Source organism: Algoriphagus sp. A40 (assembly GCF_002002735.1).
Classification (GTDB): Bacteria; Bacteroidota; Bacteroidia; order Cytophagales; family Cyclobacteriaceae; genus Algoriphagus.
The window spans coordinates 225,271-248,336 of the sequence record NZ_MUNY01000078.1 but is presented as its reverse complement, the minus strand read 5'-3'; the positions used below and the strand labels follow the sequence as shown (position 1 = coordinate 248,336).

Annotated in this window: 28 protein-coding genes; 2 read left to right on the top strand and 26 right to left on the bottom strand. The window is 43.0% G+C overall.

All coding sequences use genetic code 11. The features are described 5' to 3' along the window. Position 1 precedes the first annotated feature (1 nt). The 26 genes from B0E43_RS23115 to B0E43_RS20945 all read right to left on the bottom strand — a co-directional run bounded on the left by B0E43_RS23115 (position 2) and on the right by B0E43_RS20945 (position 21,154). Entirely contained in the window at positions 2 to 496 is a 495-nt protein-coding gene (locus B0E43_RS23115) for a hypothetical protein (protein ID WP_217349189.1), read from the bottom strand. Positions 497 to 582: 86 nt separating this feature from the next. Further along, positions 583 to 1,704, bottom strand: a complete 1,122-nt coding sequence (locus B0E43_RS21065; RefSeq protein ID WP_077353355.1) for a hypothetical protein — start codon at positions 1,702 to 1,704, stop codon at positions 583 to 585. Between the two features lie 39 nt (positions 1,705 to 1,743). After that, complete coding sequence (locus tag B0E43_RS21060; protein ID WP_077353354.1) at positions 1,744 to 2,409, bottom strand: hypothetical protein; 666 nt, start codon at positions 2,407 to 2,409, stop codon at positions 1,744 to 1,746. Next, positions 2,387 to 3,313 carry a DUF4099 domain-containing protein gene (locus tag B0E43_RS21055; protein WP_077353353.1) on the bottom strand — a complete coding sequence of 309 codons (927 nt, stop codon included), beginning with the start codon at positions 3,311 to 3,313 and terminating at the stop codon, positions 2,387 to 2,389. Before B0E43_RS21055 ends, B0E43_RS21060 begins: the two co-directional genes overlap by 23 nt. Positions 3,314 to 3,323: 10 nt before the next feature. Then, positions 3,324 to 3,956: a M23 family metallopeptidase gene (locus B0E43_RS21050; RefSeq protein ID WP_077353352.1), complete on the bottom strand. Its 633-nt coding sequence runs from the start codon at positions 3,954 to 3,956 to the stop codon at positions 3,324 to 3,326. 12 nt (positions 3,957 to 3,968) lie between these two features. Further along, the gene (locus tag B0E43_RS21045) at positions 3,969 to 5,960 is read right to left on the bottom strand and encodes a type IV secretory system conjugative DNA transfer family protein (protein ID WP_077353351.1); all 1,992 of its coding nucleotides are present in this window, start codon (positions 5,958 to 5,960) and stop codon (positions 3,969 to 3,971) included. A gap of 32 nt (positions 5,961 to 5,992) precedes the next feature. Beyond that, positions 5,993 to 6,829, bottom strand: coding sequence for a conjugative transposon protein TraN (gene traN / locus B0E43_RS21040; RefSeq protein WP_254423473.1), 837 nt, complete (start codon positions 6,827 to 6,829; stop codon positions 5,993 to 5,995). Positions 6,830 to 6,835: 6 nt separating this feature from the next. Continuing rightward, the gene (gene traM / locus B0E43_RS21035; protein WP_077353350.1) at positions 6,836 to 8,059 is read right to left on the bottom strand and encodes a conjugative transposon protein TraM; all 1,224 of its coding nucleotides are present in this window, start codon (positions 8,057 to 8,059) and stop codon (positions 6,836 to 6,838) included. After that, complete coding sequence (locus B0E43_RS21030) at positions 8,049 to 8,480, bottom strand: hypothetical protein (RefSeq protein ID WP_077353349.1); 432 nt, start codon at positions 8,478 to 8,480, stop codon at positions 8,049 to 8,051. The genes traM and B0E43_RS21030 overlap by 11 nt, the downstream gene beginning before the upstream one ends. After that, entirely contained in the window at positions 8,458 to 9,066 is a 609-nt protein-coding gene (traK, locus tag B0E43_RS21025) for a conjugative transposon protein TraK (RefSeq protein ID WP_077353348.1), read from the bottom strand. Before traK ends, B0E43_RS21030 begins: the two co-directional genes overlap by 23 nt. Before the next feature lie 2 nt (positions 9,067 to 9,068). Beyond that, on the bottom strand, positions 9,069 to 10,223 hold the full coding sequence (locus B0E43_RS21020; RefSeq protein WP_077353347.1) for a plasmid transfer protein: 1,155 nt from the start codon (positions 10,221 to 10,223) through the stop codon (positions 9,069 to 9,071). Continuing rightward, positions 10,220 to 11,002: a hypothetical protein gene (locus B0E43_RS21015; protein ID WP_077353346.1), complete on the bottom strand. Its 783-nt coding sequence runs from the start codon at positions 11,000 to 11,002 to the stop codon at positions 10,220 to 10,222. Before B0E43_RS21015 ends, B0E43_RS21020 begins: the two co-directional genes overlap by 4 nt. Continuing rightward, a complete protein-coding gene (locus B0E43_RS21010) occupies positions 10,999 to 11,661 on the bottom strand; it encodes a hypothetical protein (protein ID WP_077353345.1) in 663 nt (220 codons plus the stop codon). Before B0E43_RS21010 ends, B0E43_RS21015 begins: the two co-directional genes overlap by 4 nt. Then, positions 11,658 to 12,311 carry a hypothetical protein gene (locus B0E43_RS21005; RefSeq protein WP_077353344.1) on the bottom strand — a complete coding sequence of 218 codons (654 nt, stop codon included), beginning with the start codon at positions 12,309 to 12,311 and terminating at the stop codon, positions 11,658 to 11,660. Before B0E43_RS21005 ends, B0E43_RS21010 begins: the two co-directional genes overlap by 4 nt. Then, positions 12,308 to 12,970, bottom strand: a complete 663-nt coding sequence (locus B0E43_RS21000) for a hypothetical protein (protein ID WP_077353343.1) — start codon at positions 12,968 to 12,970, stop codon at positions 12,308 to 12,310. Before B0E43_RS21000 ends, B0E43_RS21005 begins: the two co-directional genes overlap by 4 nt. An 11-nt stretch (positions 12,971 to 12,981) precedes the next feature. After that, entirely contained in the window at positions 12,982 to 15,474 is a 2,493-nt protein-coding gene (locus B0E43_RS20995; protein ID WP_077353342.1) for a TraG family conjugative transposon ATPase, read from the bottom strand. Positions 15,475 to 15,476: 2 nt separating this feature from the next. Then, complete coding sequence (locus B0E43_RS20990) at positions 15,477 to 15,758, bottom strand: DUF4133 domain-containing protein (protein WP_077353341.1); 282 nt, start codon at positions 15,756 to 15,758, stop codon at positions 15,477 to 15,479. Then, positions 15,758 to 16,063, bottom strand: a complete 306-nt coding sequence (locus tag B0E43_RS20985) for a DUF4134 domain-containing protein (protein WP_139352843.1) — start codon at positions 16,061 to 16,063, stop codon at positions 15,758 to 15,760. Before B0E43_RS20985 ends, B0E43_RS20990 begins: the two co-directional genes overlap by 1 nt. Positions 16,064 to 16,119: 56 nt before the next feature. Next, on the bottom strand, positions 16,120 to 16,449 hold the full coding sequence (locus B0E43_RS20980; RefSeq protein ID WP_077353340.1) for a DUF4134 family protein: 330 nt from the start codon (positions 16,447 to 16,449) through the stop codon (positions 16,120 to 16,122). After that, positions 16,446 to 16,838 (bottom strand): hypothetical protein, encoded by a 393-nt coding sequence (locus tag B0E43_RS20975; RefSeq protein WP_139352842.1) that lies wholly within the window; start codon positions 16,836 to 16,838, stop codon positions 16,446 to 16,448. Before B0E43_RS20975 ends, B0E43_RS20980 begins: the two co-directional genes overlap by 4 nt. Positions 16,839 to 16,840: 2 nt before the next feature. Then, on the bottom strand, positions 16,841 to 17,185 hold the full coding sequence (locus tag B0E43_RS20970) for a hypothetical protein (protein WP_077353338.1): 345 nt from the start codon (positions 17,183 to 17,185) through the stop codon (positions 16,841 to 16,843). After that, on the bottom strand, positions 17,164 to 17,841 hold the full coding sequence (locus B0E43_RS20965; RefSeq protein WP_254423472.1) for a ParA family protein: 678 nt from the start codon (positions 17,839 to 17,841) through the stop codon (positions 17,164 to 17,166). The genes B0E43_RS20970 and B0E43_RS20965 overlap by 22 nt, the downstream gene beginning before the upstream one ends. Then, positions 17,825 to 19,153 (bottom strand): relaxase/mobilization nuclease domain-containing protein, encoded by a 1,329-nt coding sequence (locus B0E43_RS20960; RefSeq protein ID WP_077353337.1) that lies wholly within the window; start codon positions 19,151 to 19,153, stop codon positions 17,825 to 17,827. Before B0E43_RS20960 ends, B0E43_RS20965 begins: the two co-directional genes overlap by 17 nt. Further along, on the bottom strand, positions 19,150 to 19,515 hold the full coding sequence (locus B0E43_RS20955) for a hypothetical protein (protein ID WP_077353336.1): 366 nt from the start codon (positions 19,513 to 19,515) through the stop codon (positions 19,150 to 19,152). Before B0E43_RS20955 ends, B0E43_RS20960 begins: the two co-directional genes overlap by 4 nt. 146 nt (positions 19,516 to 19,661) lie before the next feature. Further along, a complete protein-coding gene (locus tag B0E43_RS31340) occupies positions 19,662 to 20,588 on the bottom strand; it encodes a helix-turn-helix transcriptional regulator (protein WP_077353335.1) in 927 nt (308 codons plus the stop codon). Continuing rightward, entirely contained in the window at positions 20,585 to 21,154 is a 570-nt protein-coding gene (locus B0E43_RS20945; RefSeq protein ID WP_077353334.1) for a GNAT family N-acetyltransferase, read from the bottom strand. Before B0E43_RS20945 ends, B0E43_RS31340 begins: the two co-directional genes overlap by 4 nt. Positions 21,155 to 21,842: 688 nt before the next feature. On the opposite strand from B0E43_RS20945, the gene B0E43_RS20940 reads away from it, so the two are divergent. Next, positions 21,843 to 22,250, top strand: coding sequence for a helix-turn-helix domain-containing protein (locus B0E43_RS20940; protein ID WP_077353333.1), 408 nt, complete (start codon positions 21,843 to 21,845; stop codon positions 22,248 to 22,250). A 68-nt stretch (positions 22,251 to 22,318) separates the two neighbouring features. Further along, positions 22,319 to 23,065: a ParA family protein gene (locus tag B0E43_RS20935; RefSeq protein WP_077353332.1), complete on the top strand. Its 747-nt coding sequence runs from the start codon at positions 22,319 to 22,321 to the stop codon at positions 23,063 to 23,065. Position 23,066 lies beyond the last annotated feature (1 nt).

Here is a 23,066-nt window from a genome sequence, read left to right as displayed (position 1 = left end):
ACTATTGAAAATTAATTTCCTCAGCAAGTGGCACAGAAACCTCTCCGGGAGACAAGGACTCATACTCAAACTGTCGATAGGCTTCCCCATCAGCCAAAACATTAACGGTCGCTGAAAGTGGCTGGAAAGAATCATCGGTTTCTCCTCCCAAGTGAACAGCATTGAAAACTAAGCCTAAGCTATGGATCGGCGCTGAAGATGTGGCTAAAATGGTTGGGACTTCTGGCTCAAAAGAAAGTGTGTAGGTATTGCCTTGTTCGATCACTTGAGTCCAGGTGAGTTCGGTCGGCTGATCCAACACAGGAGGGACAAAAGTAGATGTGCCGCTCAGCATACTGTGAACTGAAAAGGTCACCAGATAGTCGGTGTAATTCCCCTCCATTTCTACTTCAATGGTGACATTTTTCTCAACTAATTTAGGCTCTTCATCCTCCGAAGAACAGCTAAAAGAAAAAACAGCTACAGCGAGTACAAAGAGGTAATTCAAATTTCTCATGGCGTAAAATGGTTTAGTTTAAAGATTAGGAATTCACAAAAGCAAAAGATCATTAATGAGTAAGGCAAGGGTTTTTGTTGGCATCCTCACCTACCCATTTCCTGAGTCTGTGAAGGTAAAACGTTCAATTTCTTGAAATCCATGTCATAAAACTGGATTTTCTTAAACTGAGGAACGGCATCAATCAATACCGGCTGCCCGGTCTCCAAAGTGGCCATTTGGGTATTTCCCCTGCCTAGGCTGGAAATAAGGATTTCCTTTTCCAGAGGATTTACCAGCTCTTTGATCGGGAATCTGCTCAGTTCAGATTCCAAGTTGAAGCCATAGTTCTGGAAGAATTTTTTGAAGGCATAATTTCCATCCTCGGTCATTTGTTCAAAATCCAGCTTGATCCAAATGTTCTCATTTCTCTTTGGGGCTTCCACCGATACTTCATTGCCTTCCCGATCAAACTCAAAAATGGTATGGGACTTGGATTCGTGGAGAATCTTGAAGCCTTTGATATCCTGCTCTGGATTAGGATTTTTTAGAATAGCCTCTTTTGCTTCCAAGGCTAGGTTTAAATTGTCATATAGATTATGGGATGCTTCATGCTGATTGGTTGATCTATCAAAGTAGGAGTAGGAAAGATACACTTTGCCTTCAGGAATGGAGGAAAAGTCCTTGCCGGTTGCCCCATCATAGGATCTCAACAAATAGCCTTTTGCATAGAGGTCGTATGAACCGTGGACATTGACCTTATTTTTCACATTCTCGGCGATGATCTTGGAAGCTTCCTCTGTGCTGGATACCATCATTTCCTTCCCCCTTATTCCCGCATCGTCAATAAAGCTCAAATTAAACTTGTCTGTCAGGATGGCCTTCTTCAAAACAGAAGCTCCTCTGAGCAAATTATAGGCTTCCTTTGCTGTCACGTCATTTCCCTTTCCATACGAAAATGTGTTCTGGATCTGGTCGTTTAGGGTGACTTTTACGCTATCCAAAAAATAATGGTAGGGCTTAGAAGATCTCGAAAAATTCAGCTCATAATTAACCTTGTCCTTTCCCAGGCTGCCATCCTTTTGCCTGGTATTAAAATCGGCTGAAACTCCGATTTTAAAGAACTCCTGTCGCTCAGAAACTTTAGCTTCCAAGGCAGCATTTAACGAAGTGCCAAAGCCAAGGAATTTCAGATTCTTTTTGAGGAATTCAAGATTATTATTCTCCATAATTTTGAGTGACAAGTCTTTAAATATAGCAAAACCGTATTAATCGAGGTCTTTCCAATGCAGTTGGTTTAACTGATAAAAGGACTCAACTCCATTTTTCTTAGGTTTAAATGTCCGGACGGTTTGAACGATCGCTTGCGAAATGCAGTAGGTTCGAAGTGAAAAGGTGAAAATCGATTCAGTCGAGACTTTATTCCTTTTTTGGTCTTTAAGCTGAACCCATTCATCAGACAAATAATACCTGCATTCACGACCATAAACTAGATCCTGAGCCTTACAATCCATCACCCTTCCCAAAATCGAGGCACTAAAAACCGTATTAATCTTGGCCTTTTTTGAGACCTTTTTGAATGCTTGGTTCAATAAGCTTAAGTCAAACTCAGCCCCAGCGATCACAAAGCCAGCTTCATCAAATGAAATTCTGGCTTTGAATTGATTGGCAAAGCAGATCAGGGAAGCATAAGAGTCAGAGACAAAAATTGACCGAGAATCTTCTGAAAGATTAAGGACAGAGATTCCTCTGGATGCCTGTCTATTTCGGTAAAGACTCAGTATTTCACAATCCACTTTCCTGCTTTGCTCATCAAAGAAGTCAAATACGATCTGGCCCGATTTATCCTGTTTGGCAAATTTGGAAAAAAGACCTTGGATAGCCTTATCCACCCCTTTGTAGCTCAAAATATCAAAGGTCTCTGTCAAAGCCATTGTCTTGTTCGGAGCGTTTTCTTGGGTTCTTTCCTTCTTCCGTATCGAAGCTGTTTTGTCGTTTGATGGCATTGATATCGAATTCATCCCTAAGGGCTTTTGGGAGTGAGGAATCAGCCGAAATCTTGGAATATTCCTCCTTGATGTTGTTCAAATCACGGATTGCATCCCTGTCATTTGGATTTCTAGCAATCCGTCGCTCTACCTGCTTTTGAACCTCCTTGATAGCCTGAAGGTATCCTTCGCTATAGGCTTTTTCTTCCTTACTTTCCTTTCCGAGCAATTTCTGAACACCGGTAATCAGCAGGTAGGACAAGCCTCCATCCAGCAAAACCGAAAGGACTAAACCGGATTTATTTGATCTGAGGCCTTTTGGAGCAGCCGGTGAAAGTTGAAACGCTGTTCCATCTTCCAACAGTACCGTTTCCCCTTCCTTGTATTTCTTTTTTTGCTGTGGATCGAGTTCCAGCCCATTGACCGATTGAGGGGCTTTGATGTCTCGGGGATTGTAGGATAGAAATTGTTTGGTTCGCTTATCGTACTCGATGATTTCAGTCTGAATGTTACCTTCTTTGTCCACATAGCTTTTCTTGATGTTGGCCAATTCTTTCCGGACCAGCTGATTCCGCTCAGTTTCATTCAAATTGGGATGTCGGTTCGGTTCCATGTAAACCGGATCAATCCGCAAGGCAGGATTCCCATCATCACCCCTTACAATGGAAAGTCTAGCCGGTAATTTATCGATGTAAATATCCTTCCCTTTCAGGTCGGTCAATTCCACGATATCGGTCATTCCTCCATTTTTCAAGGCGTTTACTTCCTTTTCAGGAATTGTAAATTTCCCGTTTCTGATGACTCCAAAAATCTCCAGATCCTTCATCGGTAATCCATTTTGGCTTTTCATGTTGCTTGCTTTATGGTTTTGATAAATAAGTGATTGCCTCTTCTTTGGTCGATAGTCTTGAGATCAATTGAATGAATAAGACTGGATTGACATATTCATTTCCCTTTTTGATGGTCAGGTGTAGATGATCTCCCGTAGCTCTTCCCGTTTTTCCGGAAATCCCTAGGATCGTGCCCGGTAGGACACCCTCGCCCTCATCTACATATGATTGAGAAAGGTGACCGTAGATCGATTCATAGTTACCATGTTGGACTTTGACAAAAATTCCCAAAAGTGGATCGTTGCCCACCGACACAACAGTTCCATGGAGCATGGAAAGAACCTTTGAACGCATGGTTTTTAGATCGATTCCCCGATGAAATTTCGTTTGTCCGGAAAATGGATCGGAGCGGTAGCCAAACTCTGAAGTCAGAAAAAAATCCTCTAAGGGAAGGGACGCCAATACAATCTCCTCCCCTTTTTCAATTGGAAGTTCTTGTTTGGAAAAAGAATGAATTTCAGACCTCTTAGCCTCCTCCTTGAATTCAGCGGACTTTATCACGTTCACTGAAGCCAGTTCCTTTCGAAATTCTATGGAATTGAATTGGGAAAATGCCTGATGAGCGACAAAAAGAAGAAGTATGATCGATAGGTTCCTTTGCATGATTCCAATGACTTAATCTAGGATTGCCATTTCCCGGTGCTTTTCTATAATCTCGGTAACCTGGCGGTGGATTTTCTCAAAGTGCTTTGTCAGGATCTCTTCTTTCTTGCCTTGGAAATCATAGAATTTCGGAGTGGCTCGATAGGAATTTTCTTCCTGACTGATCTCCCTCATATCCAAATTGACTCGACAATGAACATTGGAGGTTTTGTATTTCCCGTCAAACTGAGTCCCTTCCGTTGCGATAATTCCAGCTATTTCCCCGGTGTGCATGGACGCTATTTTACCCGCAGGAATCAGTGGATCATATCGCTCACTATACGAAATCGAAGTTTTATCCCGATCAATCGAAACACTCTGCCCCAATTGCTTTCGCTTTCCAAACATCATCTCCAACCAAGAAAGCGTGTCCTTATGGCGGACTGAGCCACATAAGACATTCCCTATCACCGAGGTCATGGTCGAAGCGGTATCCTTTCCCTGAAGCTGGTTTAATTGGGGCAGTTCCTGCAAGCCGAGCAAAACCGCTACTTTATTGCTTCGGGCTGTAGAAATCAGGTTTTCGATTTTATGGATGTAAAAAGTCGGCGCTTCATCCGCTATCAATGCGGTTGGCAGATTCCCTTTGGTATTGATCAATCGGGTCAGCCGATTGATGATCACCGAATAGCAAGTACCTGTGATACTCTGAGTTTCGGTACTGTTGGCAAGGACTAGAATGGATGGAGAATTGGGATCCGAGATTTTAAGGTCGAAATCATCCCCGCTGAAGACCCAAGCAGTTTCTTTCGTATTCAGTCTGGAAAGAAAAATCTTCAAGGTTCCGACCTGTCCTTCCAACTGTTTATAAACCTTCTTTTCAAAGGCACTTCGGAAGGGAGACACCATGGATCTGAGTTCGGGATATTTGGTCAGACAGTTAAAAATATCCTCATAGTCTCTGTTGAGAAAATCCAGCACATGGGCGAATGTGGAATATTTGCCTTCCTCATATCGAGACACAAAAAAGATACAGGCGGAGAGAAAGTTGATGGCCGATTGCTCGAAAAACTTATCTGCTCCTCCTGTGGAATCGGATTTTTGAAGGGATTGAAAAATAGCTTCTGCTGTTTCCGAAGCATTGGCCACCGTCTTCAAATACCTTCTGTTGATCGGATTGATCCTCCTGGAATATTCTACCTCATCCAGATTGATCACATGGAATTTGAAATTGGGGTTTTTCTTTTTGTCCTGAGCTTTCAGGTAGTGGAAGAAGGCAATCTGTGCCAAGTCGGGAAACTTAAAATCGTACAGACACATGGTGAATCCCTTTCCAATCATCTGCCGAATAAAAGGATTGATCACCCCAAATGACTTCCCCGAACCTGGGGTTCCGATCACGAAAGTCCCTCTGAAAGGATTGACCAAGTTGATCCAACCTTTTCGGACTTTCCCCCTGAAATAGAACTTCATGGGAATGTTGACCGAATAGGGGGTTTCGATTTTTTTGGTGTCTTGCATGAAGGACTCCCCTTCGATATTCCACTCATCCTTTCCCAGACCTGATTTGATCAGTTTCGACACATTGTCCAATGAGGTATGAATTAAAACAGCCCCTATAAATAAACACAGACTGTATCCGAGGTCTTGAATGGAAGTGAAGTCCATCACCAAAAATGAATCTTCCAGCGTGTAGAGATGGATCGAACCAAAGAATAGCATCAACCCGGTAGCCAAAGGAATAATGATCTGATTTCTCGGATTTAAATCCAGGTTCTTTCTGGCAACTGTACCGATGGCTGAAAGGCAAATGGCTATCAAAATGGCCACTTTGCCAAGAAGCACATTACTGTAAATCTTCAGGTTTTGCAGCTTTTCAAAAAGAGGAAAAAGAAACCTTCCCATCCCATCCATGGCCAACAACTGTGGGGCATAGACAAACATCAGAATGTCCATAAACACCATCAGGTAAACAATGAATTGAAAGGTTGCGTGAAGGCTTTTTAATTCTCTTTTCTCATTCATGGCATGGACTTAGTTGAGCGGAAAAATCATTTTTATAAGGTGTCTGCCGCCAAAAGGTCCGCGTACTTGATCTCCAAGGAAAGCGTCCTTCCGCTGATTTGGGATTCGGAAAGCTCGATGGTGAACACCTTGGAATTGGGGAAGGTGAACTTTTTGAACACGTAGATATTACGGTATTTCTTTTCAAAGCTCTCCGGGGTGAAAAGCTGGTATTCCGGCTCTATATCAATGGATTGGACATTGGTTGCTTTGGTGATTCGCTTATCCTCGATCTTAAATCTCAGTTGGTCCAGGTCAAATTTGAGATTGGTCTTGTTGATAAAGGAGATGTCCAAAAAGATATAATCGTCCACCGTGTAAATACTGTTCACCTGACCGGAAACCCCATACTGGCTGCTTTTGGTGATGTTGTCCTTCTCCTTCCTTTTAAATGCCTCTATTGAAAAATACCGAAGCTCTTGGTCGCTCATGGGTATTTTACCGACCTCCAAGGGACTGGTATTGATAGGAAGAATTTCGATTTGAGTCTTCAGCTGGCGCTCATCATGGGCATACCATAAATCGTACTGCGCGATAAACTTCTGCCCGATAATAGTAACCACTCCCAAAGACTTATTGTATCCATTGAGGTTGGAAACACTGTCTCGGATAGCTTTTACCCGAAACACATTCTCCAATGGAATATCCCCAATCATATTGTCGGTCGAGATATCCACGTATTGGATGGGTTCGGGAGAAAGAAAGTGAAGGGAGATTTCCTCGTCGATATAGATCTTGGGAAGTTGGCTTTTCAACAGCGTGCCGTTCTGCTGGGCATAGGCCGAAATGGATACTGCCCAAAGGATAAGAGTTAATATTTTCCGTGTCATGTCAGATCAGTTTTGTTTTTGGATCATTTTTCCGTTTTCCTGCAATTCGTGGGTATCGATCAGATAGACAGAGGTTCCATATTTGATATTGGCCTTGTTCTTTTTGATGGATTTTGAAACGGCTTGGGAAGTTGAGGTGAACATTCGTTGGAGTGCAGACATGTACAGTTGGCTCAATTCGTCTGAGTTTGGCTGCATCGTCAGATTCATTCCTCCTGTGGTATTTCCTCCGAGTTCTTTGGAAAATTCCCGGAAGGCACTGGCTGGAACATAAAGCCCTTCCATCCCATCCACGTCATAGATGGAGAGTTTAATCGGGAAGATTTGATCATTGATCATAATCGAAGAAATGGTCAGCTTCACTCGCTGAGCTTCATATCCGGAAATCAATGCATAGAGGTAAGTTCCTCTGCCCACAATGGCATTTCCGATCAGGATATCATCTAAAAGTCGGATTCTCAATCTGGCCCCAAGGGTACCACTCTTGATATCCTGATCAATGATTGCTTCGATGAACTTTCCTTTTTTTTCTCTGGTGACGGTATTGAATAAAGTAGCGGCACCCTCTGACTTCTGAACTCGATAAACTTCGTTTTCGGTCTCATTTGCTACTTGCTGGCTTTCCATTTCTTTTTGCTGTAGCTCTTGATAGGCCGGATCATTTGCTTTGGAAATGGAGTCTATCACAGCCATCTGCGCTTTGAAAAGATCCATGGGATCTTCGTATCTGTTGGCGGGAACTTGGGTCTTTTTCCCTTCCAGCTGATTGATGGCATTCAACAATTCTTCATCTTCCTTGGAAAAGCTTTGCCGTCTGGAAGGTTGTGGCAAAACAGATGGGAAACCATTGGCGGCATCGGGTTTTCCCGAATACAGACCTGCGCTTTTTAAAGCGTTGTCTATTGAATCCAGCAGCCTTTTTTCCTCCTCGTTATATAGCGTTTTGATTTGGCTAGATTCTTCTACCTCGAGTTCCAAGCCTTTGATAGCCGTATATCCATCATTTGCCCTTTTATAGGTTTCTCTCGAAGCATCCAGTTTGGAATCAAGCGGTTTTTTCTGGATCTGTTCCGACACTTTGCCGATCTCGGATTGGATTCCACTGATACCCTGAACAGGATCAGCCGGATTGTCTTTGCTGAAGGATTTATACCCGTAAAACAGCAAACACAAAAACGGGAGCATGATAATCGGCAGGATGTATCTGGGTTGTTTGAAGTCAATTTTCATTGGAGTGGTTATTAAAGTATTTCAGTTGCTCACTTGCTTTTTCCAGATAGGTGGAATCTGTTTTGGAGATGGAATCCTGAGCGATAATCCGCTCTATATCAGACTTTAACTCCGACATTTTCGCAGCTCTAAGGGTCAGATCCTGCAATGCTGAAAATTCGTCTGATAGCTCTCCCGGAATGGCCTTTAGCTCTTTTTTGAAATTTCCAGCCTGATTCTCTGGGTTAGGCTTCAGTACAAAAAAGGTGAGTATGAAAGAGGCTACGATGAAAAGGAGCAGGACACAAAAAATGATTTTGGCATGTCGATCCATCAACCGCTTCAACTGGCCATTTACCCCTGCCAGGTGAGGATAAAGCTCATTTTTAAGCTCTTGGAATAGGGTAGTATCCCGATCCTTAGAAGGTGTTTTTCGAAACATTGCTCAGGTCTTTATTTTCAATGGTTTTCCAGTTTGTGATCAATACCCCATGGCTGTTATTTTCACTTCTAGGGATATCGATCAGTTCCCCCTCTGTGATAATCGATCGGGTGATCGTGGCACTTCTTCGATCAATCTTTTGCTTGCCGTAATACCGGAATCTATTCTGATCCAAGACAATCGAATCCGTCTGGATAGAAAGCACCGAACTTGAGGAAAGAATGGAATTGAAGTAGCCCTTTTCTTTCAGGTTATTGTATTGGCCAACTCCGGTCTCATCCACGAAATACATAGCACGGCTCATTTGATATTCTATGTGCTTATCGTCGGGAGTCAGGTTGAAAAAAAGGCTATGGAACAAGTCCACGGCTGCTTTGTACTCAGCGGGCCTGTTCATTTGCATATTAGCCTGCTTCGCTAAAATGGGTATATCATTGTCAAGGATATAAATGGACTGCCTAGCATTGACTACCTGTTTATAGGCGTAAACCGAAACAAAACCGGAGATAAGGATTGAGGTAATCAGGCTTCCCAAGGAAAGAACTGTTGCCAATCTGATTTTGGATTCAATGTTTTGGATGATCATAGTTAGATTAGTTTAGCTCTTGAAATGGATTTTGAAGCAGAAGATCCCATCCTTCCGGCGGTGGTTGCTGCTGAGGAGATTCCTGAAGTAGAAATGATCCAAGTGGAAATCGAGGGCACTGTAGTGATGGCAATGGCGCTGACAAAAAATGCTACAATCACCAGCCCAAAACTCAAAAAACCATTGGACGCCAGCCAAGCCATTTTTTCAAGCCGATCTGCTCCCCCACCTGTTGAAAGCAAATACTCGTATTTATCAATCTCTACCTCCAAGGCATATTGCTGAAGTCTTCCTGTGATGTAAAGGATCAAATAGGCTACTCCTACATAGAGGTTGACAGAAACAAACCTGGCTATCCAAGTCGTAAACGCATCCCGAAAGGCTGGAAGAATACTCACCACCACTGAAAAGGGGCCGAGTATTACCAATACCGTCGAGTAGATGATCTGTAACATGAAAATGATATAGACACAAACCCTCAGAATCCAGATGGCCAACAATTCAATGATTTGGGTAGCGAGCAGTTGAAGGCTGGTTTGCATCCTAATCCGCATTTGGACAATAGGAGCTAGGATCTGATCGGAGAAAAATCCTTTTACCCCATCCACAATCACCGTCCCCAAATCTTTATCGGATTCTTGCGCCTGTTCTGATGCCATCTCGGTTACTGCCTGATATTCCACCAGCTGATCGGCCATTTCGATCATATAGGCCGCCCGGTCAAGTCGCAAGGCATTGTTGGTGTCATTTTGAGTTCCAAAAAGCGCTTCCGTTTTGGCGGCGATCAAATCGGTAGGAAAAGCGATGATCTGACAGAAAATTGGCCACCACATCAAAAGAATTACCAAAGCAAATGGCCTCAGGAGGGGCATAATTTCAAGCTTCTTGTCCCCTGCCATCATTTCGTAGCATTTCAGACTGAAAAAAATCAGCATGAAAATACAGGCCAAGGTCTGAGCGTCTCTCATGAAAGGGTCGGAGTGAGCAAAGCCATAATCCCTCATTTCTTCAAAGAAGGTCATCACTCCCCGGTCGTAAATGCTGTTTCCCTGCAAATAGCTTATGGTCTCCTTGTACTGGTCATGGTTGGCCGATTGTGCAAATCCGGAGATTGATACCCCAAGGAAAATAGAAAGTCCTGTGATCAGTCTTTTCATCTTATCACTTGGGTTTGGTTAGCAATTTTCTTGGCTCTGTCCTCCTCGTTTTTTGGATCTGAAAGGATAATCTCTCCGCTGATTTTCCGCTGGCTCAACTTTCGGAAGGCAAGCATATTGGAAGACATATCCAGCTTGTATTGCCACTTTTTAAGGACATCCCTCATTTCAAGCATGATTCTGTGGTACATCAGAATCCGTTGCCCTCTTTCCATATCCAAAGTTTTTGCGAAATCATATCGCTCCGAAAGCGAAGCCATGTTGTCTAAATACCATTGGAAAGCACCATGATCAGTCATGTACTGGATTACTTCTGTAGGAACGCCCTGAAAAGCTGTGGCTTCAGGATTTTCCAAAGGCTTCAGCTCTCGCTTATAATAAAATTGGTATAGCGGATCTGTTGATGAAAAAGCACCTGAAATACGGGCCATTTCAGCTGTTGCCAAGTTCTTGACCGTATCAGAGTGCTGCTTGTAGTAGTTCGATGAAATCTGCATGGCCGCTGCCAACCCTAGCCTTTGAGTCTGTTCTCCCCTTGGAGATAAAGGCCTTCTGTCCAAATCCGGGTAATTGGGATGCAAGCCCCAGGTGATATACCAAATCGGATTGGTTGGAATTCCGAGCAATCTGTTGGGTTCAGGATAGAATTTATCCTCATCCCATTGCTTAAAGACCATCCGTTCCTGCTGAGCGACAATCGCTCTATCATGAATTGGAGTCTGTCCGTAGCTGTGGATACAAACAGAAAAAAGGATCAAAAATGAGAGAGCACGCTTCATCGGGTAAGGATTTTCTGTTTGATGATGATTTCATTGATCAATCCCAAATCACGATTGATATAAGCTTGGTAGGGATTGAGAGATCGGATTATCCCATTGGTCTTGGCCCAATAGATGCTGTTCTTTGCAGCCAGTACCAAGGCAAGAATTACCTGTAATTCCTTCTGAACTGAATCGAGAAGCTCATCCCGGACATTGTAATTCATCAGGAGATTATCGCCTTCTTTGAGAATCAGGGAAGAAACTTCCGTGGCCAGATTGAGACTTCGTTTTTTCGCCTGAACCGTATACTCTTCCACAAAAAGAAAAAGGATGGGATTATCGCCCGCAAACTGGAAAGCCTCTGCGGAAATGGAACTGATATCCAAGACCGTTTCAGCGATCATCCTCACCTGAATTGCATCCTTGAACCCTTCATTAATTTGGGTCAGGGAGTTGACAATCATGGTTTGAACCAGTGCCAGGCTGGATGAATTGAGAATGATATCATCGGTGTTTTGCCTGATGATATTCAAGGTTTGGTGATACCCTATTTCACTTGCATTTCGTACCGCAGCATTGGCATTGACTATCGAAAAATGGGCCTTGTCGAATACCACGGTCTGGGCATAAGATTCAACAGCCACAATACACATGAAAAGAAAAAGGAGATTTTTCATCGGGTTAGGGTTTTGGCGTTTTGAATAATTTCTTCTACCAAAGCCATTTCCGTTGCCACATACTGTAGGTAAGGATTGACTCCTCGCTTCCTTTCCAGATAATGTTGAAGTGATTTGGAAACGGTGTAGGAAAGTCCATTGATCTCTCTCAGCTCGTCCAGAATGTGCTGGAAAAGGATTCTTCTTTCCGAAACTTTCATCTGGTTGACCACTCCGATACTTGCCGAAAGGCCAAAGAGGTAATTCAAAAGTGAATAGGATCTTTCGACGAAAACCTTTTCAGACTCTACCGCAAAAAGTACCAGTTCCGGATTTTGACTACAGTAGAAAACGATTTGCTGTTGGTTATCAATAATAGAGTTGACTAAAGGATCAGCCGCTGCACCGATTCCAAAAGCATCGATAACTATCGAGAGTTTGGCGAATCTGTCTTGAACGGCTCGGTATTTCTCCTTTACCGACTTGAGCAAATTGGTATTGACCTCCTCATTGACCGCGTTCCTCCCTTGATTCTCTTTCGCCTCTTTTTGAAGGTTGTATTCAGACTTGGATTCCTCGACTAGCTGGTGGAGAAGGGCCACATTGGTTTGGGCAAAACTTATCCCAAGAGTTGCCAAAAAAACGAAAGGTAAAAGCCAAAAATATTTCATGGTTGCAGGGTTTTGGCTTTTCTGGCTATATCCTGCGCAAGCTGGATATCCACGTTGATGTAACTTTGAAAAGGATTTAAGACCCGCACAAACCCTTTCATCTGAGCGAAATACATGGCTCGATACATCCCATAAGAGTAGGATCGCAGGATTACCATTTCAGTCAAAATCTGATTGATCAGCTTTGATCGTTCTCCTGCATCCATGAGGTTATTTTCTCCTCCCTTCAACACAAAAGAACTAACCTCCAAAGCCAAAGAAGTTGCCCTTTGCTGAAATAGGGTAGCATTCCGTTCGGCAAACAGGAGTAAAGCTGGATTCTCTCCGGCCAAGTCCACCACTTGGCTGAGGTCACTTGAAATCCCGGTGGCTATTCGCGCAATTTCCTGCACATTGGAAAGGTTGGTCAAAATCGAACTGACCTCAGAAAGTCCCTTGTAGATTTTGTCCTGCATAGTGTTGACAATGGTCAGGTTTCCGGTAATCGCCAGCTGTCCCCGTTCAATCAAAGTCAGCCTTTCATTGGTGGCATTAAGCTGAGAATTGATCACCGCAGAATGTGCAGCCGTTGCTCCCGCTACCGCAGGATCTATATAGACCGTCTGCCCAAAAGCAGATCCCGAGAGGATCACAAATACCAGTATGTTCAAGCTTTTCATCTTTGTTAGGGTTAAAAAGTGGCAATTAGTGTTTCTCTTATCGGGGCCCCTTGCTTGTTGACCTCTCCGAAAAACTCATGGAGTGAAAGCTCAGAAACTTTGAAATCCTCGACAAAAGCGTCCAGTCCCTTTTGGTATCCTCCAAAAGATTGGATATAGGTTTCTATTGCTGATTTTTCGGGCTTCTCCGTAGTATAGGTCAGGTATTGGTACAAGGACACTTCCACCCCATACACCTCACCGGCAGATCCTCGTCGGATATATACTTCCTTGAATCTTCCTCTGCCCTCGTGATTATCCAGCTGATTGATCGTGAAAATCTTTTTCCTTTCATTTTCATTGATGGAAAGCAGGGAGGCGATTTGAGAATAATTGTCTTTGAATTTGGTCTGATCCAAGAGACAAATCGTATCCGAATTGTTGATGATACTGCCTTTGACTACCGGATTTCCGATGATATCTCCCAGCTCCTGAGTTACCACTATAGCTTCACCCCAAAACTTCCGGACTGTTTTATAGAGATATAAAATATAGCCTGCCATGAGCGGGGAGGCTACGGCCTTCCAAGCCTCTTCGATGATGAGTGCTTTCCGGTATTTGGTTCGAAACCTCATTTTCTGGATGAATACATCCATGATTATGAGTGTGACAATCGGGAAAAGAACCTTGTGTTCCTTGATGCTGTCAATCTCGAAAACCACGAAAGATTCGGTAAACAAGGACTGGTCAACTTCCTCATTGAGCAGGTTTTCAAACTCACCTCCTTTGTAAAACTTCTTGAGGACAAAGCGGAACTCCTCGAGCTCAAACCCAATGCTTTCACGCTCTTTGATTTCGGGGATTTTTTCGAGGGCGAATTCATAAAAGCTGTTGAAGCAAAGCCGGTCGATTGTGCTTTCCTTGGAGAAAAAAGAGGAATAATAGGCCGAAATGGTACTGGAAATAACATCTGCTTCAACCTGAGAAACTGTTCCTTCCGCTGTCTTCCACAATAGAGAAATAAGGGTCAGGAGATAGTCTTTCTTCTCGATGTTGTACTCTTCTTCAGTGATGGAAAAAGGGTTGGTGGTTATTGGCTTTTCCTCAGTGTAAGTGATGTATTTCCCTTGGTAGTATTGGCAAAGTCCGGAATAAGAGTGTCCCGTATCGACAATGACCACATCCATCAGCCATTTTGGATTGGGCCGCTTATTCCACATGCAGTACTGTTCGATCAAGGCATTCATAAAGAATGATTTCCCCGAACCGGAAGGCCCAAGTACAAATTTATTTCGATTGTTAATCCGATTGGTTTGCATCGGCAAATCAGCCGGATCAATCTTCAAAGGGACTCCCTGTCTATCTGTAAATCGGATCTGGAAACCGCTTATCTCATCCTTATTCAGGGACTCCTTTAAGAAAAAACATAATGCAGCATCGGAGGTGGTCAGGAAGTAATCGTAAACTTTCAACTCAGCGGTATTACAGGGAAGCAGTGTCCTGAAAAGCTCCAGTTGGTTATAGGAATTCTTGTTGGCCACAATACCTTGTTGAAAAAGCGAGGACTCTACATAATTACAAGCTCCTTGGATATGCTCCTTCTTAGCGGAAACAACCACATTGAAATGACAATTGACCAAAAGCTGATTGTGTCTGGCCACGTCTTCCAATAACCTGTCGATATCTTCCACACAGATGTTGTTGGCTGGATCGAGAATCCCTGAATGACGCTTCCGCTTCAATTCCAACTTGTTCAGTGTGGATCTCTGCTCAATTATTTCAATTACCTGGTTATAAACTATCGTCTGAAAATTAGGGACATCGAAAAGGAAGGCCATATTATCCACCGGAAACCCCTTAAGGCTATCCTTGTCGTTACGCTCCGAATGGGTAGTTACCTTTTCCGGAAGTTCAACCTTGTCGGTATCTACCAAAGTGATCGACCGAAAAGCTCTTTCTCCGCTTTCCACTTGGCTTTCTTCAGCAAGCAGGTTGTCCAGCACAATCTTTTCCTCATGGAAATTCATACTGAGAATCCTTTTCACATAGCGGTCAGTCTCAATTTTTGAGAGTGCTTCTGTCTTGATTCCCCCACGTTCAAAAAGGTCGGTCACCTTTCCCAGTGTCTGAATAAAGTCCATTACTGACTTTTGGCTGTATCTGCCTTTTGCCCGTTTGGTAATAACCAAAAATGTCTTGAGCGAAGTGTATGGCCGCCCTTGGAAATGGTCATCATACTTCTGCTGTAAGTATTCTGTGGAGAATTTTTCGCTGTAGGTCTTTCTGGAAAAAATGTCCTGTTTTTGGATCAGATGCCCTTCACCAAGTATTTTGATCAGGTTGGTGTATAGCTGATGAAAGGAATCGTACTTGGAAGAATCCGCTGAATATTGCAGGACAGGATTGTCCAACCCAAGGATGACACCAAAGTCACCCTTCAGATTGAATAAACAATGAAAACCATGGATCTGATCTTCAATCCCCAGATAGGGAAGCTTAAATTCATTCCGTTTTTTCCCAAACATGATTACTTTGATTTTAAGGATGTAGCGATCTGAAATACCCCTTTGTACCTTGTTTTGCTATGCAGGCCTTTTTTCTGTTGCTGAGAGGTGATGAAAAGTCCGGTTGTCATGACTGATAGGGTAATCACCCCGCCTAAAACCATACTGGTTAAGCTTCCGATTAATCCTCCTGAGACGACAGCGATGACTAAGGAAGCGACTCCCCATCCGATGTATTTTCCCTGAAAGCCCCGATATATAAGAGGCTTTTGAAGCCCCTTATATATCGGAAATTGCTTAGCCATCAGACACCGAAAAACGCTTTGATGATCACACTCACCAAGACTAAAAACAGGCAGGAACCGCCCCATCCCATCAATTCTTTATTGATGTCCTGATCGCCGGAATTCCATTTGATGTAAACTCTTACCCCTCCGATCAGCCCTACTACCGCTCCAATTACCAGACAAAGACTGGCCACGGGATCCACATAGGCGAGTAGAGACGATTCTGCTGCGACAATTCCCTGAACACCTTGGGCTCTGGCGGTTGTAGTTGCAAGCGTCACAAACAATGCGCTTGAGATCATTTTTTTGGTTCTGTTGAACATGATTTTAATAGTTTAAGTGAGAAAATATTGACTGTTGATTTTGCTTCTTCGGGGTGTCAAGTCAGTGGCACAGCATACAATCCGCTGAGAAAAAAGCCCATAGTGGCCAAGAATAGACAGGCTCCGAACCAACTGACTACCTGAACATCGATCTGATGCCTTCCTATTTGCCAGTTGTTGTAAACCCGAAGTCCGCCAAGCAATCCTGAGACTGCGCCCACGACAAATGAGAGTCTGGAAAGAGCGACATAGAAACTTTTCATGTCGGTCTCCACTTCCTGAAATTTTGAGACTCCCGGAGGGGATTGGCCATAAGTCTCCGATCCCGACAAAAAGAGAATGAGGGAAAGGATAGAGAGTATGATTAACCAATTAAATAGCTTCATGAGAACACGACTTTCTTTTTCATTTCAATACTGCCTTCCTTGGCCAGGACAAAGAGGGAATTGAGCGTGGTCACCCCTCCGGTAGATTTGACAGGACTGGGATCATTGATTTCAAATTCGATTTCCTCTGAATCCTCCTCGCTGTTGACCCATACTTCAGTCTGGGAAGCCGATTCTGTTTTGGGCTTCTCAGGATCAATCACCGGATCATTGTCCTCGATCACTGTTGGACTTTCGTCAAACTCATTGAGGTCCGTCTGGAATGTGTAGGCATTCCCTGCCGACACTTCTGAAAGTTGTGGTTTGCGCAAAACATCGATGACGACATTTACCGCATAGTACACCACATAGAAAAGGGATAGATATAGGAAGAAGTCTGTCCAGTTCATGGCTATAGTTTTTGTATGGATTGTTTGATTTCATTGACCAGTTCTGGATTGTTTTCCAGAAAGTCCCAGCACAGGAAATTCACGAAAGAGGTCACGTCCACTCCAAAAGTGGGACTGAGTAGTTTCAGGACTTCTTCTGTTCGAGCGTCCATCCTAATTAGCCTTTTGGAATCTCCATTTATTTCAAAATTCTTTATGACTTCTATCAGCTCTTGGATTCCTGGGCTTACGGTTTTGGCTGTCACTTTTCTTTTGGACTTTACCGAAGGCTTCACCTCATTTTCAGGCAATACCAGATCTGCCCTTACCCCTTGGACAAGTTTGCTTATGTAGTCTCCGTTTGCCATGGCTGATCTGCTTCTATATGGTCATCAAATAATTTGTTGAAAATGGGATCCAGGATAGGCACGAGTGATTCCGGAGTGTAAGAGGTTGTCAGTCTTTGAAAGTCTATCCGATCTGATACCGGGGAGGTCAACTCACCAAATTGACCAAGTGCCTGATTGACGCTTTCCAAGGTTTCGTACTTGACAGATGTTTTGACCCTATTGGGGATCAGGATGATTCGGCTCTCAGGATTCACCTTTTTGACCACGTAGCAAAACTCAAAAGTGCTCGTGACGCTGTATTCATCGTAGCAAAATGGGCAGATGATCAATTCAGATTCCTTGAGTACCGGCACCAGGTTGTCGTCATCCATTCTCCCGGCAAGATCAATGACGGTGAGAATTTTGGGATCCTGGGTGGCTCTTTTCCGAATAGACTTGAATCCCGGAATATTCGATAGCTCGACTTCATACAGCTTCTCATTTTCCAAGAGATCCGAGTTGAGATACTTGTTGTAAAGCGATTGCTGAAAGTCCATATCAAAGACTTTCACCTTTCTTTTCCTTTTCTGGACGGCAAAATTTGAAAACAGCACCGCGAGAGTACTTTTTCCCACTCCGCCTTTTTGGTTTGCGAATAGAATGATCATGGCTATCTCTTTATCTGGTGATTTCATTGTCTCCCTTGCGCTTTTTGCTTCTTTTCCTGCCGTGCACCGCTTCATCATCGATGTCATTGGCGATTTGGAGTACAGGGGCCAAGTCAAAAATCCCTTGGCTCCGTCCCTCTCGATGGGCTTCGCTTTCTTGGAAGTATTGCCGTAATGCCAGCTGCTGCTCGGCAGAAAGAATGTCGGTGGCAGCGATATCTCCTTGGGCTGTTTTCAGGTAAGAATTCCCATCTCTATTTTCCAGCTTCAAAGCTTGGTGCTCCAAGCCTTGCCGAACGGTCGAGAAATCATTGAGGGCAGATTGGAGCTTTACTTTTGCTTCGATCAAATCGATCGGCTTTTCCTTGCTTGGTTGCTGGGATTGATAGGATTTACGCTCACCTTCCTGTTCAAAAAATCGCTGAATCGGAAATACCTCACTTCCCTTAAAAATGATCTTGTTGGCATGATCAATCAGGGAATAACCGTAAGGCCTTTTTCCATTTTTGCCATGAAATACAAGCTGAACTCCAAATTTGTCCCGGATAAAATCTCCTAAATCCGAGCGATACCCGGTTTGGTTTCCTTTTTTTCCACCGGGTTTCGGTTCAAAAAGACTAGTGGGTTGGGTTTGATAAACCTTGGAATACCGATCCAAAATCGCCTTCAGCTGTTTGGCACGATCCTTATCCAATTGATAGGACTGTATCTTTTGGTTGAACTCTGAATCAGGAATCTGACCTTGAACAGAACCATACTTGATCAATTCGATCTGCTCGCCCTTTTCCCGCACTTTGAATCCCAAATTTTCGAGGATTAGGAATCCTTGAGATTTGGTACTGAAGCTATACTCCATCAAACTATCAGCAGCCTTCACTGCTTCATGCTTGGGATTGAGCCTCATGATCTCATTGATTGCTTCTTGTGCCCTTAGCTTTTCAAAAGAATCACTGATCTTTTTGCCTTCCCTGTCGATCCTCGATGACACAATGTGGACATGGTTATTTGCCGTGTCCTTGTGAAAAACGATCAAAAAGGGATTGTTCCCATAGCCCATTTTATCAATCCATTCATGGGCTATATCAGTCAGCTCTTCTTTGGAATACTCTCTGCCCTTGCAGCTGATCATGGCATGAAACTGCTTGTCCTTGACCAGTGTATTTCTGTTCGAATGAGCTATCAGGTAATTTTTCACCTCATTCGGGCCCACATCTTTGGTGTCTTGCAAATACCCGAAATTCCGGAGCCTGGTTAGCTCTCCCTTTTCATTTTGGGTTTTGTTCGTGTTGTAGGTTACCCCATTGAATGAACTTGTGCTGGAAAGAATTTTAACCCTCATTTGATCGCCTGATAAATCTGTTTCAAAAACTTGTTCATGAAATCCCGATGCTCAAGATGCTTGGCCATCTGTATGGTGTGATTCAGAAAAATCTCTGGGGAAATTTTGTCTCGATAGGTATTGGCGTGCTTGGCCAGCTGGTTGATATTATTGTTCACCCTGGCCTGTTCGGCAACCACCTTATCGATTGCATTTAGGATTCCCTTGGTGTCAATGATCTTGACCGTTTCAGAGCTTAGTTTCATTCTGATCAAGTGGCTCAATGACACTCCAAGGGATCTGCTTTCTTCCTTCAATCGGGCAAAAATATCCGGCTTTAATCGGACAGATACCCAAGAGAGATTTTCTCTTTTCTCCTTCATGGCTACATGTTGATGGGAGTAAAGAATTGGATTCCTCAGGCGAAAAAAAATACCTAAAACTGCGTAAATGCGATAAATAGGCATATTTGCGTATAGAGAAATCCCTATACGCAGATATACTTAGTCAAAGGGTAAATACCCTAAAATCAGGATGATGAATAGGAATTCAGGGCGTTGATCAGCTCAACTCGGTTTTTGCTGTCAGCCTTTTTAAAAATCGCCTGAAGGTGTTTGTTGACTGTTCTTTCTGAAATAAAAAGTACCTGGGCTATTTCTTTGCTGGTTAAGCCTTGGGCTACTTTCTCAGCCACTTCGCATTCTCTTTTGGTTAAGCCCAATTCAGCACACCGTTGGCCGAAAAATGCACTGGGATCAACCGGTAGTCTCAGGTCGGAATCATTGAGTTTTGCGAAGACCTTTCTGTTTTCGAAGATCATCTTTCGTATAAACAAAAAGGTAATAATGATGAAGCCAACATTTGTGCAAATCACTTCCACAAATTGGGAAGCATCGACATAGCTAAAAACTGGCAGTAATACCCATGGCACCGCTGCTGAATAAGTAAGAATCGCTTCCAGTGAATTTTGTGATCCTTCAAATTTCTTTTTGATACTCAGAAAAATGATCACGATCAGGTAAATCGCATAAACCAAAGGGATCGCCAAACCATACCAAATGGTTGCCGGAAGATCATCCAGTAATGGAAGACCAATACAAAAGAACAGCAGGAATGGCGCTATCAAGAATATCCAAACGCCAATGCGCGCATTCCACTTCAAATCATCCAGTTCGAAAACCCGATAAAAATAGTATGGGAAATATGCCCCCATCACAAATCCGGTCCCATAGGCAAGATTGATCTGCAAATTGATATCAATCGGAAGCTCGGGATCTGGAAATAAACCTCCGGCAATATTGTAAATGATCAAGAGACCCAGGAGAATCAAATAGTATTGACGATTCTTTTCAGCGGGATTTTGCAGGTACAAAACCAGCTGAGAAACAAAAAATAGCACCTCACATACGACAAAAATAAATGTCGCCAGGTGCATGTCAGTTCCAAACACTGTCATAGCAAATCCTTTCTGTAGAAGTAAAACGGGAAACCAAATTGAGCGAATGATGCATAAACTGAGAACCCGAAATTTTCATACCATTTAAAATTGCGTTCTGTCGAAGTCTCCAAGCAAACCGGGAGCTTCTTGTTTTCAGCTATAGTAAGAACTGACTTGAGCAGCTTGGAACCCTCTCCTTTACCTTGGTTTTCCGGCTCTACACCGATAAACCAAACATAGAGAAATGGCTCTTTGGGCTGGACTGCTTCTATGCTGGATTCCCGTTTGAGGACCCTTGAAATTCTTGAAATTCCGATTCCCTGAAGCGCAAGTTTCAGATCCCAAACCCAAAGATTGAAAGGCTTTCGCTTTCGGTCAGAATACTTGATCAAGACACAAGATTTTCCGCTTTCGGATATATACACCTCTCCGTTTTCCAGACAGTTTGCCAAACTGTATTCCATCAGAATTCTCCTGGAAGCGGCCGATTTCCCGACTACAAAATCCACGGATTTATTGCCTTCAAAAGAATTTACTAAGATGTTAATGATTTTTTCTCGATCCTGTTCAATGAATTTTCTCATGGTTCAGTCATTTTAAATTTTACCGAGTTGCGAGGTTAAATCCCTCCATTTTGGATGATTCTGAGGAGAATCATCGGAATGGCAAGTGCGTGTTTGTGAAAAAAATTCGGCAGAATTTGTGTCACAAATACACAACTTGCAAGGAACACGCAAAAGGTTCTTCAACACATTTTTTCATTTTCACATGCTGAAAAAGCAAGATCAATTCTTCGACATCCCTCAAGGCCATCGATTTCCCACTACCGGGAAAAGGTGCCAAAATTTTTGGCTTTAGATAAAATGTGGCTCATTAATTAAACCAGAAGTAATCCTCACATCAATAGAACAAGGATATCGATATAATCCCTATATCGGTATTGTCCTATATATAGCTATACAGATATGTAGATATATAGAAAACCAATAATCACATTTCAAAATACATTTGTAAGTATATATTTGTAATAAGTGATCTGCATGAAATCGGCAAAAGGGAAAAAGGATTCTATCCAATTTCAAGATAGTTTTTGCTTGTGGTTGGCCCTGTGTTTAAGAAATCAAAGAATGAAGAAGTCTTGTAGATTATCCCAATTGAGCAATCCGAAAAGACCAATGGATAATTCCTTTTGAATATGTCCAAATATAAAAATATATGGTTTTGCTATATTATTGAAAAAATTAATCGTTTTAAAATCAGAATCATTCCGAAATGACTGAAAATCAACGCCTAAAAATCATCAGGAAATTCTTGAAGGAAACCCAAGAAGATTTCGGGGCTTCCTTGGGATTGACTCAGGCTGGATATTCTGACATAGAACGAGGCAAGAACAACGTCTCGGGTAAAATAAAGATCCTTCTCAAAAGGGAACACAACATCAACCTCCGATGGCTAGAGACCGGAGAAGGTGAAATGTTTATTGCGACCATCGAGGATCGTGAAATGGATTCGGACAAACTTGGCAGCGAACAGCACTTCTTTGAGCGGCTCCAAACCGAAATCGAGAGACTTCAAAATGAGGTAAAACGACTCTCTGCTGAAAATAACTCATACAACGAATTGGTAAGATCGAAGAACTTGATCATCGAGAACTTGGAGTCCAGAATCAATCAAAAGTAAATACGTTTTTATATAAATACTTTTTTATGGAAACACATTTTCATATCTTTAGTTAAACCAACTGAGCTATGAAGACTATCTCCATTATGAATCACAAGGGAGGAACGGGCAAAACCACCTCCTCTATCAACATCGGTGCTGGGCTTGCCAAAAAAGGTCTCAAAGTATTGTTATTGGATATCGATTCCCAAGCGAATCTGACTGAGGGATTGGGAAAAGGGGATCCGGAATTATCTGTTTATGATTCCATCCGGGAGAATAAAAAGTTACCGATCCTAAATGTCTCCGAAAACCTGGACTTGGTTCCCTCCTCCATCGATCTGTTGGGTGCTGAAATGGAGATCGTATCCAAAATTGGAAGAGAGCAAATCCTCCATAAACTCATAAAGCCAATCCGCACAGAATACGACTACATCATCATTGACTGTCCACCTTCAGTTGGGCTATTGACCGTCAATGCCATGGTAGCAAGTGACACCATTCTCCTACCACTTCAAGGCGAGTACTTTGCCTACAAAGGAGTGGATCGGCTTCTTGGGATAGTGAAGGAAGTCCGGGACAACCTAAATGACAAATTGGAAATCGGAGGAGTGTTCATTACCCAAATCAATCCAAACCGAATCCTAACCAAAACCATTGTAGAGAAACTCACCGAGGATCTCCAGGATAAAGTGTTCGATACCAAAATCCGGATCAATGTTGCCTTAGCTGAAGCCCAACTCCAAAGTCAAACCATTTTCGACTATGCACCTGAGTCCAATGGGGCCAAGGATTATGAAATGCTGGTCGAGGAAATTCTAAACAGATTAAACTGAG

What these genes read in the sequence shown, in the direction of transcription:
- B0E43_RS23115 (WP_217349189.1), bottom strand. Translation starts at nt 496, where the DNA reads ATGAGAAATTTGAATTACCTCTTTGTACTCGCTGTAGCTGTTTTTTCT.
- B0E43_RS21065 (WP_077353355.1), bottom strand. Translation starts at nt 1,704, where the DNA reads ATGGAGAATAATAATCTTGAATTCCTCAAAAAGAATCTGAAATTCCTT.
- B0E43_RS21060 (WP_077353354.1), bottom strand. Translation starts at nt 2,409, where the DNA reads ATGGCTTTGACAGAGACCTTTGATATTTTGAGCTACAAAGGGGTGGAT.
- B0E43_RS21055 (WP_077353353.1), bottom strand. Translation starts at nt 3,313, where the DNA reads ATGAAAAGCCAAAATGGATTACCGATGAAGGATCTGGAGATTTTTGGA.
- B0E43_RS21050 (WP_077353352.1), bottom strand. Translation starts at nt 3,956, where the DNA reads ATGCAAAGGAACCTATCGATCATACTTCTTCTTTTTGTCGCTCATCAG.
- B0E43_RS21045 (WP_077353351.1), bottom strand. Translation starts at nt 5,960, where the DNA reads ATGAATGAGAAAAGAGAATTAAAAAGCCTTCACGCAACCTTTCAATTC.
- traN (WP_254423473.1), bottom strand. Translation starts at nt 6,829, where the DNA reads ATGACACGGAAAATATTAACTCTTATCCTTTGGGCAGTATCCATTTCG.
- traM (WP_077353350.1), bottom strand. Translation starts at nt 8,059, where the DNA reads ATGAAAATTGACTTCAAACAACCCAGATACATCCTGCCGATTATCATG.
- B0E43_RS21030 (WP_077353349.1), bottom strand. Translation starts at nt 8,480, where the DNA reads ATGTTTCGAAAAACACCTTCTAAGGATCGGGATACTACCCTATTCCAA.
- traK (WP_077353348.1), bottom strand. Translation starts at nt 9,066, where the DNA reads ATGATCATCCAAAACATTGAATCCAAAATCAGATTGGCAACAGTTCTT.
- B0E43_RS21020 (WP_077353347.1), bottom strand. Translation starts at nt 10,223, where the DNA reads ATGAAAAGACTGATCACAGGACTTTCTATTTTCCTTGGGGTATCAATC.
- B0E43_RS21015 (WP_077353346.1), bottom strand. Translation starts at nt 11,002, where the DNA reads ATGAAGCGTGCTCTCTCATTTTTGATCCTTTTTTCTGTTTGTATCCAC.
- B0E43_RS21010 (WP_077353345.1), bottom strand. Translation starts at nt 11,661, where the DNA reads ATGAAAAATCTCCTTTTTCTTTTCATGTGTATTGTGGCTGTTGAATCT.
- B0E43_RS21005 (WP_077353344.1), bottom strand. Translation starts at nt 12,311, where the DNA reads ATGAAATATTTTTGGCTTTTACCTTTCGTTTTTTTGGCAACTCTTGGG.
- B0E43_RS21000 (WP_077353343.1), bottom strand. Translation starts at nt 12,970, where the DNA reads ATGAAAAGCTTGAACATACTGGTATTTGTGATCCTCTCGGGATCTGCT.
- B0E43_RS20995 (WP_077353342.1), bottom strand. Translation starts at nt 15,474, where the DNA reads ATGTTTGGGAAAAAACGGAATGAATTTAAGCTTCCCTATCTGGGGATT.
- B0E43_RS20990 (WP_077353341.1), bottom strand. Translation starts at nt 15,758, where the DNA reads ATGGCTAAGCAATTTCCGATATATAAGGGGCTTCAAAAGCCTCTTATA.
- B0E43_RS20985 (WP_139352843.1), bottom strand. Translation starts at nt 16,063, where the DNA reads ATGTTCAACAGAACCAAAAAAATGATCTCAAGCGCATTGTTTGTGACG.
- B0E43_RS20980 (WP_077353340.1), bottom strand. Translation starts at nt 16,449, where the DNA reads ATGAAGCTATTTAATTGGTTAATCATACTCTCTATCCTTTCCCTCATT.
- B0E43_RS20975 (WP_139352842.1), bottom strand. Translation starts at nt 16,838, where the DNA reads ATGAACTGGACAGACTTCTTCCTATATCTATCCCTTTTCTATGTGGTG.
- B0E43_RS20970 (WP_077353338.1), bottom strand. Translation starts at nt 17,185, where the DNA reads ATGGCAAACGGAGACTACATAAGCAAACTTGTCCAAGGGGTAAGGGCA.
- B0E43_RS20965 (WP_254423472.1), bottom strand. Translation starts at nt 17,841, where the DNA reads ATGAAATCACCAGATAAAGAGATAGCCATGATCATTCTATTCGCAAAC.
- B0E43_RS20960 (WP_077353337.1), bottom strand. Translation starts at nt 19,153, where the DNA reads ATGAGGGTTAAAATTCTTTCCAGCACAAGTTCATTCAATGGGGTAACC.
- B0E43_RS20955 (WP_077353336.1), bottom strand. Translation starts at nt 19,515, where the DNA reads ATGAAGGAGAAAAGAGAAAATCTCTCTTGGGTATCTGTCCGATTAAAG.
- B0E43_RS31340 (WP_077353335.1), bottom strand. Translation starts at nt 20,588, where the DNA reads ATGACAGTGTTTGGAACTGACATGCACCTGGCGACATTTATTTTTGTC.
- B0E43_RS20945 (WP_077353334.1), bottom strand. Translation starts at nt 21,154, where the DNA reads ATGAGAAAATTCATTGAACAGGATCGAGAAAAAATCATTAACATCTTA.
- B0E43_RS20940 (WP_077353333.1), top strand. Translation starts at nt 21,843, where the DNA reads ATGACTGAAAATCAACGCCTAAAAATCATCAGGAAATTCTTGAAGGAA.
- B0E43_RS20935 (WP_077353332.1), top strand. Translation starts at nt 22,319, where the DNA reads ATGAAGACTATCTCCATTATGAATCACAAGGGAGGAACGGGCAAAACC.